The following is a 12587-nucleotide window of genomic DNA, read 5'->3' as shown; positions in this document are numbered from 1 at the left end:
GTCGATCGGGGGAGGCCGGGACGACCCATGGCCGTGGAGGTCTCCACGACCGCGGGTCGCCCGGCTGTTCTGTGTCCGAGGGGGCTCGCGGTCGGAGCGGTGGCTCAAAGCTCGCGGTGGACCTTGGAATTCGACGCCTGGGCGCGCGGGCGGACCACCAACAGGTCGATGTTGACGTGTGCCGGGCGGTTGACCGCCCAGCTGACGGTGTCCGCCACGTCATCGGCGGTCAGGGGCTCGGCCACCCCCTCGTACACCTTGGCCGCCTTCTCCGTGTCGCCGCGGAACCGGGTGGTGGCGAACTCCTCGGTCTTCACCATGCCCGGAGCGATCTCGATCACCCGGACCGGGGTGCCGACGATCTCCAGCCGTAGGGTCTCGGCCAGGACGTGGGCGCCGTGCTTGGCGGCGACATAGCCCGCGCCGCCCTCGTAGGTGCCGTGACCCGCGGTGGAGGTGATCACCACGACCGTGCCGTTGCCGCTGGCGGTGAGCGCGGGCAACAGGGCCTGGGTGGCGTTGAGGGTGCCGATCACATTGACCTCGAACATCCGGCGCCAGTCGGCGGGGTCTCCGCTGGCCACCGGGTCGGCCCCCAGCGCTCCGCCGGCATTGTTGACCAGCACGTCGACCCGGGCGATGCCGGCCGCGAAGGCGTCGACGGCCGGTCGGTCGGTGACGTCCAGGGGGTGGGCCGTGGCCTGTCCGCCCGCGGCGACGAGTTCGTTGAGGAGGGCTTCGAGACGGTCCTTGCGACGGGCGGTGAGGACGACGTGGTAGCCCGCCCGGGCGAGTTGCCGCGCGGTGGCCGCCCCGATGCCACTGCTGGCGCCGGTGATGACGGCGACGGGAGTGGAGGGGGTGCTGGCGGTGGTCATGTTCCTGCTCCTCGCGCAAGTGATCGAACCCGACTGCCAGGATAGGCAGCGCCCCGGGCAGGACCCATCGTCGGCGTCCCCGTGGTGATCGTCAGCGTCCCCGTGGTGCGTACATGATCAAAGCCATGCCCGCCAGGCAGATCAGGGCTCCCAGAACGTCCCAGCGATCGGGGCGGTAGCCGTCCGCGACCATTCCCCAGACGATCGAGCCGGCGACGAACACCCCGCCGTAGGCAGCCAGGATGCGGCCGAACTCCCCGTCGGGCTGGAGGGTGGCCACCACTCCGTAGGCGCCCAGCGCGATCACACCGGCGCCGATCCAGATCCACCCGCGATGTTCCCTGATGCCCTGCCAGACGAGCCAGGCCCCGCCGATCTCGAAGAGGGCGGCGACGACGAAGAGGGCGATCGAGCGAGCGACGAGCATGGCCTCAGCCTGTCATGCACAGGGACCGGGACGCGCCGAACTGAGGGACTATCAATACGATAAACCCTCAAAAAGGTATCTTCTTCACCATGTATGCCAAACGTCAGATGCTGCTCACGGTCTCCGCCGTGCTCGCGGCCGGGGTGATGGTCGCCGGTACCGGAGTCCACTCCGCCGGTGCGGAGGACGTGGTCCCCGAGTCGGACCTCGCCCACCACGGCCATGTGTCCCTGACCGACGGCCGACTGAGGATCTCCCTCGTCTCGACGAACCTCGGCCCCCGGGGCGTCGCCGACTCCACCGCACGGCTCGCGCTCTCCACCCCCCTGGCGGGTGCGCAGTCCCTGCCGCACGGATGCCTGAGGTCCGGGGAGCGCGAGGTGCTCTGCACCACCGGGCCGCTCCGGGCGAACGGTGCCGGCTACCGCAGGGTCCTCCACCTGCGCACCGCGGACGAACAGGACGAGGTGATCGTCACCGTCGGCACCCGCTGGAACGGCGGTGTGCCCGACCCTGACACCGGCAACCACGAGCACGACGTCCTGGTGCCGGCCACCGGAGACCCCTACGCGTTCTAAGGGCTACGCCGCCTCGCCCCCGAACTCCCGCACCGCCTCGTCCACGATCGCCACCAGCCTGGAGTGGTGGGCGCCGCGCCAGTAGGCCCTGCCGCATGTGGTGCACTGGGCGAAGACGTCGTAGTTCCGTTGCGTCCCTTGTTGCAGCTGGTCCTGCACGGTGTCCTTGTCCGCCGGCGCCAGCCGGCCGTTACAGGCGGTGCAGCGGGTCCACGGCGCCAGGGCCGGAGCGAACCGTTCCAGTACATCGCGCAGCTGTTCATCGGGTCTGTCGCTGTAGACGTACCCCCCGGCCCACAGCTCCCGACGGCGCAGCAGCCCGCGGTCCCGGGAGAGCATGACCCGCTTCTCCCGCGCGGAGAGCGCGGCCAACGCGGGATCGCCCGTGTCCTCGTTCTCATAGGCCGCATCCACGCCGAGCAGCCGCAATCGGCGGGCCAGCGTGCCGAGATGCACATCGAGCAGGAACCGCAGCGGCGCGCCCGGGACCTGTTGCGGCCGGCTGACCCCCAACACCTCCACGCACTCACCCGCGGTGGGTACGTGCGAGACCGCGGCCTCCACCCCGTCGACCAGGATCCGGCCCGCCTCGGTCAGCGGCACCCCCAGCGACTCGATGACATGACCGAGGGTGGATGAGCCATCGGTGACCAGGGCCGTCTGCCCCTGTCGTCGACCCGAAGGCACAAAGATCCGCAGCTCAGGAGCGACGGTCAGCTGAATTTCCGGTCCGTTCACCCGGGCAGCATGCCATTGCCGAGGCCGCCGTGGCATGTGTGTTATCGAGCGGTCGAAGGGGCCTCGCCCGCGTGGTCCGGCCGTTGGAGGTCGAGCCGCCAGTCGTTCACCTGGAGGGGATGGCCCGGCGGGTACTCCACCTCGCACTCGCCCATCGCCGTGAATCCGACCTTCCGGCACACGGCGTTCGACGCGTCGTTCAGCACGCTGGGAAAGGCGTGGAGATAGCGGTTCCGACGCTCGGCGCGAGCCGCCTCCACCACCGCCAGCGTCGCCGCGGTGGCCACCCCCCGACGCTGGAACCCCGGGAGGACCGTCCAACCCGTCTCATAGACCTGCTCCCCGTGCCACTGCTGCTCCCAGAAGCCGATCGTGCCCATCGGCTCGCCCATCGCCGTGGACACGATCCGATACATCCGGCCCTTGCCGGTGGTGTCCGTGCTCAGTTGGAGATAGCGCAGGTGGCGCGCCACGACCTGGTCATCCGATTCGGGGCCACCCAGATGGCTCATCAACTCCGGTGCGTTCGCAGCGCGGAGCAGATGGAGATCGCCCTCGGCCCATGCCTCGATGTGTACCGCCGCAGTGCTGTTGCCCATGGCCCCACGGTAGAAGCACCCACTGACAGTGCTGAAGAACACCGCCCCCGACAACACCCGGCAAAGCGGATGAAGTGCGTGAAGCGTATGCATCTCGCGTTCAAGGGAGCAGACGGAGGGAGACCGCGGGCACATGCGGTGCTTCAGAGGGAGTACGGCACGCCCGGCCCTACGGCGTTGCGTCGATCGACACTCAGAGGGAGGCGCCGAGGGAGGCACCGAGGGAGGCATGGAGGCGTCGACGAGGTACCGACAGCGGCGGTCAGCAATCGACGCGGTCAGCCAATGGAGCAGCCGCCACGGTCACGACCACCACCGGTCACGGCCACACCAGGCAGTACGGCTGGTGTCCGGCCTCGTGCAGCCTATGGCTGAAGTCCTGCCATTCATGGAGGAGCCGGTACACGGTGAACGCGTCTCGGGGCCCGCCCCGATCCGGCACCGTCGACCAGATGAAGGCCGCCGCGCCCACGGACTCCTCGCCCAGGTCGCGCAGCGGATCCACCACGGTCATCGGGAGCTTGACCACCGCGTAGTCCGGGTGGAGGACCACGAGCTCCAGTGGGGGGACCTTGTTGAGCGGCATGCCCTGGATGCCCATCAGCACCATGGCGGCTATGGTCTCCGGCTTGATCTTGGTGAACAGCCCGCCCATGCCGAGTTCGTCTCCGCCGAGCTCCTCAGGGCGCATCGATATCGGCACCCGGGCAGCCGTGGCCCCATCGGGCGCGCCGAAGTACTTGTAGGTCACCCCCACCCGGCCGCTCCTGCCTCCTGCGGCATCAGCGTCCGCGTCGCCTCGTCGGTGCCTGCCCCGACGGGCAGGGTCAGGGCCCAGGTCGTCAGTCCCCTCGCCCAGTCCGCCACCGCGATACATATCTCCACCCGACCACTCGCAGCCCCCGCCGCGCAACCCGATCATCGTGACAGTGACCTCCCCCACGAGCGTCAGGTGAAACACCTGTCCGTGAGGAACACCGTGGCCTCTGACACCATGGATTCCGTGAGCCTTCCCTGTGTCGTCCCAGTTTCGCAGATACGAGGAGGGTGATGCCCTTTCGTCATACGAGGAGATCGCGCTCCCTGCTCACCCGTGGCCGAGATCATCCGCCCCGGTCACCCGAACCCCCGAATCGTTAGATCAGGACCAACGTGGCGTATTCATACGAAGCTCCAGTTTCGCAGGCGCTCTTCGACCGTGCGTCCCTCGTGACGCCCGGCGGCGTCAACTCTCCCGTGCGGGCCTTTCGAGCCGTGGGCGGTACGCCACGGTTCATGGTGTCCGGCACCGGCCCCTACCTCACTGATGCGGACGGCCGCGAGTACGTCGACCTCGTCTGTTCCTGGGGACCGATGATCCTCGGCCATGCCCATCCGACCGTGATCGAGGCCGTTCACACGGCGGTGGCGCGCGGTACCTCCTTCGGTACGCCCGGTGAGGGCGAGGTCGCGCTCGCCGAGGAGATCGTCGCCCGGGTGGCCCCCGTCGAGCAGGTGCGACTGGTCTCCAGCGGTACGGAGGCGACGATGTCGGCGATCCGGCTCGCCCGTGGCTACACCGGTCGGGCCAAGGTGGTGAAGTTCGCCGGCTGCTACCACGGGCACGTCGACGCACTGCTGGCCGCGGCCGGTTCCGGGGTTGCCACATTCGGGCTGCCTGACACCCCCGGTGTCACGGGTGCCCAGGCCAGCGAGACCGTCGTCCTCCCGTACAACGACCTCGAAGCCGTACGTCAGGCGTTCGCCGCACACCCCGGGGAGATCGCCTGTGTGATCACCGAGGCGTCGCCGGGGAACATGGGCGTGGTGCCGCCGCTGCCCGGCTTCAACCAGGGACTGAAGGACCTCTGCCGCGAGAACGGCGCGCTCTACATCTCCGACGAGGTGATGACCGGATTCCGCACCAGCAGGGCGGGCTGGTACGGCGTGGACGGAGTCGAGCCCGATCTGCTGACCTTCGGCAAGGTCATGGGCGGCGGCTTCCCGGCCGCGGCGTTCGGAGGCCGTGCCGAGGTCATGGCCCACTTGGCTCCCGCCGGTCCCGTGTACCAGGCGGGCACCCTGTCCGGGAACCCGGTGGCGACCGCGGCGGGCCTGGCCCAACTCCGACTGCTGGACGAGGCCGCGTACGAGACGGTCGACGCGGTCTCCGCACAGATCCAGCGACTGGTCGTCGACGCGCTCACGAAGGAGGGCGTCGCGCACCGGCTCCAGAGCGCGAGCAACATGTTCTCCGTCTTCTTCACCGCGGACGAGGTGCGGAATTACGAGGACGCCAAGCGCCAGGAAGCCTTCCGCTTCAATGCCTTCTTCCACTCGATGCTCGCCGACGGCGTCTATCTGCCGCCCTCCGCCTTCGAGTCCTGGTTCGTCTCCACGGCCCATGACGCGCGGGCGATCGAGCGCATCGCCGCCGCCCTGCCCGCCGCCGCCCGGGCCGCCGCCGAGGCCGCGGTATGAGCGGCGTCGACGGCACGGGAGCGGGGCACGGCGGCGCCGGGGGCAAGGCCACCACCGTCGTCCATCTGATGCGTCACGGCGAGGTGCACAATCCGGACGGCATCCTCTACGGACGCCGGACGGGCTACCACCTGTCCTCGCTCGGTCGACAGATGGCCGACCGCGTCGCCGAAGCCCTCGCGGATCGTGACGTCACCCATGTCGTCGCCTCCTCGCTGGAGCGGGCGCAGGAGACCGCGCTGCCGGTCGCCAAGAGCCACGGCCTCGCGGTCGGCACCGACGACCGGCTCATCGAGGCCGGCAACGTCTTCGAGGGCAAGACCTTCGGCGTCGGGGACGGCGCACTGCGCAGACCCGCGAACTGGCGGCACCTGACCAATCCGTTCCGCCCCTCCTGGGGCGAGCCGTACATCGAGCAGGTGGTGCGGATGATGGGTGCCCTCAACGACGCGCGGGACGCCGCCCGCGGCCATGAGGCGGTCCTCGTCAGTCATCAGTTGCCGATCTGGATCGTCCGCAGCTTCGTCGAACGGCGCCGGCTGTGGCACGACCCCCGCCGGCGGCAGTGCACCCTGGCGTCGCTGACCACCTTCACCTACGAGGGCGATCGCATCGTTTCGGTCGGATACTCCGAACCAGCACGTGATCTCGTACCGCCGCACCTACTCGCTGGCGCCAAACCGGTGAAGGGGAAGTCGAAAGCATTCGGTGCGTAGCTCTCCGTTAGTTTCGAGGTCGTTCTCGGGTTTTTCACCGAGGAGTTCCACGTACTCCCTGACGCCTCCTCATAAATGAAGGAGCCGGTTCCTGGAACCGGCTCCTTCTTTGTGTCCTCTCCCTCAGTAGCCGGCATTCGGTCGGTGATCAGTAAATCGGGGGGCCCTCCTTCGGGAGGGCGTGTGGACGGGATCGATATGCGGGACATCAGTCGAAGGAGCGTGCTCGGCGCGGGACTCGGTGCCGCTGCCGTGCTGGGAACAGCAGGTTGTGGCGCCCTGGGCCTCGGTGGGGACGGCGGGGCCACAGGGGACGGCGGGACGGTGGGCAGCGGTAAAGGGCCCAAGGTTCCCCAGGGACGATTGATAGGCGACGGCTCCACATCGGATACCGGAAAGCAACCGAACCAGCCGCCCCCGCCCGTACCGCTGGAGCCCGGTCAGGCCCCGCCGCAATTCGTGATCTTCTCCTGGGACGGTGCGGGAGAGGTCGGCAATGGACTGTTCCCGCGCTTTCTCGATCTCGCCAAGGAGTACGACGCGGGAATGACCTTCTTCCTCTCCGGGATCTATCTGCTTCCGGAGTCCAAGAAGTCGCTCTACCGGCCTCCGAACAATGCGGTCGGTGCGTCGGACATCGGCTATCTCGCCGACGAGAACATCAAGAAGACGCTCGGCCACATAGGTCAGGCGTGGCTCGACGGCCATGAGATAGGCACCCACTTCAACGGGCACTTCTGCGGCGGCTCGGGATCGGTCGCCAACTGGACCCCCGCCGACTGGGAGAACGAGATAGAGCAGGCCGAGTCCTTCGTCACCCGGTGGCGCACCCACAGCGGCTGGGACGACCTCGACCCCCTGCCGTTCGACTACGGCAAGGAGCTCATCGGCGCCCGCACGCCCTGTCTGCTCGGACAGGAGAAGCTGCTCCCCACCGCCAGGAAGCTCGGTTGGCGCTACGACGCCAGCTCGCCCGGCGGTCGACAGGTGTGGCCCACCAAGCGGGAGGGGCTTTGGGACCTGCCGCTCCAGGCGGTCCCGTTCCCCGGGTACTCCTTCGAGGTGCTCTCGATGGACTACAACATCATGGCCAACCAGTCGCAGAACTCGACGAAGGGCCCGCCCGAGCACCATCCGCGGTGGAAGAAGCAGGCGATCGGCTGCTACGTCAACGGCTTCCGCCGGGCCTACGAGTCCAACCGTGCACCGCTGTTCATCGGGAACCACTTCGAGCAGTGGAACGGCGGCATCTACATGGATGCCGTGGAGGAGGCGGTCAAGGCCATGGCCGGCAAGAAGGACGTACGACTGGTCTCCTTCCGGCAGTTCTGCGACTGGCTCGACGTCCAGGACCCCCAGGTGCTCGCCAAGCTCCGCGGCCTCGATGTGGGTCAGGCGCCCGCCGGTGGCTGGAGTGCGTTCCTTAGGGCTGCTTGATAAGGGGTTTTTATGTGCCTTCCGGGCACTAAGGGGGGCGCAGAAGATCGCCCAATGGGCCATGCGAAACTTTTCACATGACCTCTAGCCGTGCCCAGCGCGCCGTCCTGCTGACCGCCCTCACCGCGGTCGGCGCGCTCGCCCTGTCCGCCTGTAGCGGCGGGGACACCGGGAAGTCAGGTGGTGGAGGGGGTACCGGGTTCGTCACCGACACCGGTGGCATCTCCACCGCCGCCGAGGGCCATCGCAAGGCGACTAAGAAGGTCGCGGGCGACACCCTGGAGGGCGAGAAGCTCGATCTCGCCGACTTCAAGGGCAAGGTCGTGGTCGTCAATGTGTGGGGCTCCTGGTGTGCGCCCTGCCGAGCAGAGGCGAAACATTTCGCCAAGGTCTCCACCGAGCTGGAACCCAAGGGCGTGCAGTTCGTCGGCATCAACACCCGCGACACCAGCAAGAGCCCGGCGCTCGCCTTCGAGCGCGAGTACAAGATCCCGTACCCGAGCCTGTACGACCCGATCGGCAAGCTGCTCATCAACGGCTTCCCACGGGGCACGCTGATGCCCCAGGCCATCCCCTCCACGGTCGTCCTCGACCGGGAGGGGAAGATCGCCGCACGGGCCCTGAAGGCGCTGTCGGAGGAAGACCTCCGCAAGCTGATCGACCCCGTGCTCGCGGAGAAGTGATCCTGTGGAGAACGCAGCTGCCGGCGCGGTCCTGGCCGCCTCGACCTTCAACGAGACCGTCTTCAGCGGCGCACTCGCCCTCGCCCTCCCCATCGCCGTACTGGGCGGCCTGGTCTCCTTCTTCTCCCCCTGCGTGCTGCCACTGGTCCCCGGCTACCTCTCCTATGTGACCGGTGTCACCGGAGCGGACCTCGCCGAGGCCAAGCGCGGCCGACTGGTCCTCGGCGCCTCGCTCTTCGTCCTCGGCTTCACCGCCGTCTTCGTCTCCGGCGGCGCGCTCTTCGGCTTCTTCGGTCAGCGGCTGCTGGGCCAGCAGGAGATCATCACCAAGGTCCTCGGCGTGCTGATGGTGCTGATGGGCGCCTTCTTCATGGGCGGGATGCCCTGGCTGACCCGTCGTGAGTTCCGCATCCACAAGCGGCCGGTCTCCGGGCTGGTGGGCGCTCCTTTGCTGGGTGTGCTCTTCGGCGTCGGCTGGACCCCTTGCATCGGCCCCACGCTGGCCGCCGTGCAGATCCTCGCCGCGGAGCAGGGCAGCGCCGGCCGTGGGGCCATACTGACCGTCGCGTACTGCCTCGGCCTGGGCTTGCCCTTCGTCCTTGCCGCCGTCGCCTTCCGGAAGGCTCTGGGGGCGTTCGGCTGGGTCAAGCGGCACTACGTCTGGGTGATGCGGATCGGCGGCGTGATGATGATCGTCACCGGTGTGCTGCTGCTGACGGGCGTCTGGGATCTCATGATCCAGCAGATGCAGACCTGGTCCAACGGCTTCACGGTGGGGATCTGACTCCAATGAGCAAGACTGAGACCTCCGCGACGGACACCGCGGGCGAGAGGGAGCAGCGTCGGGACGACGCCGCCGGTGCACAGCTGTCGACCGCGCCGCAAGAGGAACAGATCATCACCGGCCCCACCCTCGGCATCGTCGGCTGGGCCCGCTGGTACTGGCGGCAGCTGACCTCCATGCGGGTGGCGTTGATCCTCCTGCTGTTGCTGTCGCTCGCCGCCATCCCCGGCTCGCTGATCCCGCAGAACAGCGTCGATGACCTCAAGGTCCAGGACTGGCAGAAGAACAATCCGACCCTGACGCCGATCTTCGACAACCTCCAGCTGTTCGACGTCTACAGCTCGATCTGGTTCTCCGCGATCTACATCCTGTTGTTCGTCTCGCTCATCGGCTGCATCGTCCCGCGCACCTGGCAGTTCATCGGCCAGCTCCGCAGCCGTCCGCCGGGCGCCCCCGGCCGGTTGACCAGGATGCCCGCGTACGCGACCTGGCGCACGGAGGCGGAGCCCGAGCAGGTGCGGGAAGCGGCGCTCAAGCTGCTGAAGGGGCGCCGGTTCCGGTCCCACACCGTGGGGAACGCCGTCGCGGCGGAGAAGGGCTTTCTGCGCGAGGCGGGGAACCTGGTCTTCCATATCTCGCTGATCGTGATGCTCATCGCCTTCGCCTGGGGGCAGCTCTTCAAGTACGAGGGCGGCAAGCTCGTCATCGAGGGCGGCGGCTTCTCCAACACGCTCACGCAGTACGACGACTTCCGTTCCGGCACCCTCTACGGAGTGGATGACCTGGAGCCGTTCAGCTTCACGCTGGACAAGTTCACCGGTACGTACGAGAGGACCGGGCCACAGCGCGGCACGCCCCGTACCTTCGAGGCCGACATCACCTGGTCCCAGCCGGGCGGCAAGGACCGCAAGTCCACCATCGAGGTCAACAAGCCGCTGGTCATCAATGGGACGAAGGTCTATCTGCTGGCCCATGGCTATGCGCCCGTGGTGACCGTGCGGGACCGCAAGGGCGAGGTCATCTTCAAGGACCCGGTGCCGCTGCTGCCCATCGACGCGAACATCACCTCCACCGGTGCCATCAAGGTCCTGGACGGCTACCGCGACAAGAACGGCAAGAAGACCCAGCTCGGTTTTGAGGCGTTCTTCGTGCCGACCTTCGGCGGGGTGGGCAAGGGCACGATGTTCTCCCAGTTCCCCGGGCTGGACTTCCCGGTACTGGCGCTCAACGGCTACATCGGCGATCTGGGCGTCGACTCCGGTCTGCCGCAGAACGTCTACCAACTCGACTCGCGCAGCATGAAGAAGTTCAAGGACAAGAACGGGGACACCCTCCGGGCCCGGTTGCTGGAGGGCGAGACGATGACGCTGCCCGACGGCGCCGGCTCGATCACCTTCGACGGCGAGGTCAAGGAGTGGGCCACCTTCCAGATCTCCCAGCAGCCGGGCAGCGGCTGGGCCCTGGGCGGGGCGATCGCCGCGATCGCGGGGCTGGCGGGTTCGCTCTTCATCCAGCGCCGTAGGGTCTGGGTGCGGGCGGTACGGGGTGCCGACGGCGTGACCGTCGTCGAAATGGCCGGACTCGGCCGTAGCGAGTCGCCGAAATTGCCACAGGAGCTCTCCGACCTGGCAGAGAAGCTCCACGCCCAGGCGCCGACCGCGCCCGAGCCCGGGAGCGATCCCGCAACCGAATCCGCAGTGTCTGCCGAAGGGGCCAAGGAGTGACTCTCGCCGCCGCTACCAACGAGAACCTCGCCGAGATCAGCAACGTCCTGATCTACTCGGCGATGGCCGTGTACACCCTGGCCTTCCTCGCCCACATCACCGAATGGATCTTCGGTAGCCGGAGCAAGGTGGGACGCACGGCCGCCGCGCTCACCAAAACGCCCGCCGTTAAGGTCCAGGTGCGCCAGCAGGGCGGCGGCGGCACCACCGTTCTCGACAAGCCCCAGGTCATCACCCGTACCGCACCCGGTGAGCGCGATGTCCCTGACGGTCCCGGCGCGGCCGGAGGCACCGTCAAGGGCGACCTCTACGGCCGGATCGCGATCTCGCTGACCATGCTGGCCTTCCTGATCCACGCCGGTGGAGTGGTGGCCCGGGCCATGTCGGTGCGGCGGGTGCCGTGGGGCAACATGTACGAGTTCTCGATCACCTTCTCCATGGTGGTCGTGGGTGCGTACCTGGTCTTCCTGCTGGCCAAGAAGAACGTCCGCTGGTTGGGCCTGCCGCTCGTCGGAACCGTCCTGATCGACCTCGGCATCGCCACCACGGCCCTCTACACCGAGAGCGACCAGCTGGTTCCCGCCCTGGACTCCTACTGGCTGATCATCCATGTCTCCACCGCGATCTTCTGCGGCGCGGTGTTCTACCTGGGCGCGGTCGGCACCCTGCTGTACCTGTTCAAGGACTCGTACGAGAAGAAGGTCGCGGCAGGCGAGAAGCCCGGCGCTTTCGCCACGTCGGTGCTGGAGCGGCTGCCCGCCGCCGCCACGCTCGACAAGTTCGCGTACCGCGTCAACGCGGCCGTCTTCCCGCTGTGGACCTTCACGATCATCGCCGGTGCCATCTGGGCCGGTGACGCCTGGGGCCGCTACTGGGGCTGGGACCCCAAGGAGGTCTGGTCCTTCATCACCTGGGTCGCGTACGCCTGCTACCTGCACGCGCGGGCGACCGCCGGTTGGAAGGGCCGCAAGGCGGCCGTGCTGGCGCTGATCGCCTTCGCCTGTTGGCTGTTCAACTACTACGGCGTCAACATCTTCGTGAGCGGCCTGCACTCCTACGCCGGCGTCTGAGCCGCGCGACCGCCGCCACGCCAGAGCCCCCGACCGATGTGGTCGGGGGCTCTGGCACATGCGCTGCCGGCGGGGGCTCTCGCACGTGCGCTGCCGGCGGGGGGCTCATGCCTCCTCGTCGTCCCGGTCCTTCTTCTCGTCCTTCGGTGCGGACTCGTCCTGCGCTACCGGTTCGTCCTTCTTCAGGGACTGGAGGAACTCGGGGTTGTCGTCGGGGGCCACCCACTCGGTGCGGCGACCACCGCCGAAGCCCGTGGTCTTGCGGGGCCGGCCCGCGATGAACCAGGCGACGGGCCCCAGGAGCACCTGCCCGAAGAGGAGCACGATGAAGACCCACGCCAGCTTCGGGAGGTACCTCACGTCCTTCTCAGGAGTCTGGAGGCAATCGATGAAGGCGTAGATCCACAGCGCCAGGACCAGCAGGAAAGGCAGATACCTGAGCATGGCCGTACGGTCCCCCAGTGAGAGGCGGTGGGGCACGGAACGGCCCCCG

At 68.0% G+C, this 12587-nt stretch carries 14 protein-coding genes; 8 read left to right on the top strand and 6 right to left on the bottom strand.

What is annotated here, in order from left to right; translation table 11 throughout:
- Window positions 1-104: 104 nt before the first annotated feature.
- Both ACFXJL_RS29700 and ACFXJL_RS29695 read right to left on the bottom strand, forming a co-directional pair.
- Window positions 105-878 carry an SDR family NAD(P)-dependent oxidoreductase gene (locus ACFXJL_RS29700; protein ID WP_384641830.1) on the bottom strand — a complete coding sequence of 258 codons (774 nt, stop codon included), beginning with the start codon at window positions 876-878 and terminating at the stop codon, window positions 105-107.
- Between the two features lie 91 nt (window positions 879-969).
- Complete coding sequence (locus tag ACFXJL_RS29695; protein ID WP_329021946.1) at window positions 970-1305, bottom strand: YnfA family protein; 336 nt, start codon at window positions 1303-1305, stop codon at window positions 970-972.
- An 89-nt stretch (window positions 1306-1394) separates the two neighbouring features.
- Between ACFXJL_RS29695 and ACFXJL_RS29690 the strand changes: the two genes are divergently transcribed.
- On the top strand, window positions 1395-1883 hold the full coding sequence (locus ACFXJL_RS29690; RefSeq protein WP_329021948.1) for a hypothetical protein: 489 nt from the start codon (window positions 1395-1397) through the stop codon (window positions 1881-1883).
- A gap of 3 nt (window positions 1884-1886) precedes the next feature.
- Here ACFXJL_RS29690 and ACFXJL_RS29685 read toward each other — a convergent pair whose 3' ends face one another.
- The 3 genes from ACFXJL_RS29685 to ACFXJL_RS29675 all read right to left on the bottom strand — a co-directional run bounded on the left by ACFXJL_RS29685 (window position 1887) and on the right by ACFXJL_RS29675 (window position 4097).
- Entirely contained in the window at window positions 1887-2621 is a 735-nt protein-coding gene (locus ACFXJL_RS29685) for a Mut7-C RNAse domain-containing protein (protein WP_384697398.1), read from the bottom strand.
- Between the two features lie 41 nt (window positions 2622-2662).
- Window positions 2663-3220: a GNAT family N-acetyltransferase gene (locus ACFXJL_RS29680; protein WP_384697395.1), complete on the bottom strand. Its 558-nt coding sequence runs from the start codon at window positions 3218-3220 to the stop codon at window positions 2663-2665.
- A 319-nt stretch (window positions 3221-3539) separates the two neighbouring features.
- Window positions 3540-4097 carry a hypothetical protein gene (locus ACFXJL_RS29675; protein ID WP_329027701.1) on the bottom strand — a complete coding sequence of 186 codons (558 nt, stop codon included), beginning with the start codon at window positions 4095-4097 and terminating at the stop codon, window positions 3540-3542.
- A 275-nt stretch (window positions 4098-4372) separates the two neighbouring features.
- On the opposite strand from ACFXJL_RS29675, the gene hemL reads away from it, so the two are divergent.
- The 7 genes from hemL to ccsB all read left to right on the top strand — a co-directional run bounded on the left by hemL (window position 4373) and on the right by ccsB (window position 12094).
- Window positions 4373-5680 carry a glutamate-1-semialdehyde 2,1-aminomutase gene (gene hemL / locus ACFXJL_RS29670; protein ID WP_384697392.1) on the top strand — a complete coding sequence of 436 codons (1308 nt, stop codon included), beginning with the start codon at window positions 4373-4375 and terminating at the stop codon, window positions 5678-5680.
- A complete protein-coding gene (locus ACFXJL_RS29665; RefSeq protein WP_384697389.1) occupies window positions 5677-6396 on the top strand; it encodes a histidine phosphatase family protein in 720 nt (239 codons plus the stop codon). The genes hemL and ACFXJL_RS29665 overlap by 4 nt, the downstream gene beginning before the upstream one ends.
- 198 nt (window positions 6397-6594) lie before the next feature.
- The gene (locus tag ACFXJL_RS29660) at window positions 6595-7833 is read left to right on the top strand and encodes a hypothetical protein (protein WP_358880241.1); all 1239 of its coding nucleotides are present in this window, start codon (window positions 6595-6597) and stop codon (window positions 7831-7833) included.
- Window positions 7834-7910: 77 nt separating this feature from the next.
- Window positions 7911-8516 (top strand): TlpA family protein disulfide reductase, encoded by a 606-nt coding sequence (locus ACFXJL_RS29655; protein WP_384697386.1) that lies wholly within the window; start codon window positions 7911-7913, stop codon window positions 8514-8516.
- Window positions 8517-8520: 4 nt separating this feature from the next.
- Window positions 8521-9300 carry a cytochrome c biogenesis protein CcdA gene (locus ACFXJL_RS29650; RefSeq protein WP_358880208.1) on the top strand — a complete coding sequence of 260 codons (780 nt, stop codon included), beginning with the start codon at window positions 8521-8523 and terminating at the stop codon, window positions 9298-9300.
- 5 nt (window positions 9301-9305) lie between these two features.
- Window positions 9306-11024 (top strand): cytochrome c biogenesis protein ResB, encoded by a 1719-nt coding sequence (locus ACFXJL_RS29645; RefSeq protein ID WP_384697383.1) that lies wholly within the window; start codon window positions 9306-9308, stop codon window positions 11022-11024.
- The gene (gene ccsB, locus ACFXJL_RS29640) at window positions 11021-12094 is read left to right on the top strand and encodes a c-type cytochrome biogenesis protein CcsB (protein WP_384641852.1); all 1074 of its coding nucleotides are present in this window, start codon (window positions 11021-11023) and stop codon (window positions 12092-12094) included. Before ACFXJL_RS29645 ends, ccsB begins: the two co-directional genes overlap by 4 nt.
- Window positions 12095-12199: 105 nt before the next feature.
- Here the strand turns inward: ccsB and ACFXJL_RS29635 are convergent, their stop codons facing one another.
- Window positions 12200-12538 carry a PLD nuclease N-terminal domain-containing protein gene (locus ACFXJL_RS29635; protein ID WP_329021968.1) on the bottom strand — a complete coding sequence of 113 codons (339 nt, stop codon included), beginning with the start codon at window positions 12536-12538 and terminating at the stop codon, window positions 12200-12202.
- Between the last annotated feature and the right edge of the window lie 49 nt (window positions 12539-12587).

Origin of the sequence: Streptomyces sp. NPDC059256 (genome assembly GCF_042753785.1) — a bacterium.
In the GTDB taxonomy this organism is placed as follows: Bacteria; Actinomycetota; Actinomycetes; order Streptomycetales; family Streptomycetaceae; genus Streptomyces.
This window is presented reverse-complemented; position numbering and strand designations above follow the sequence as displayed.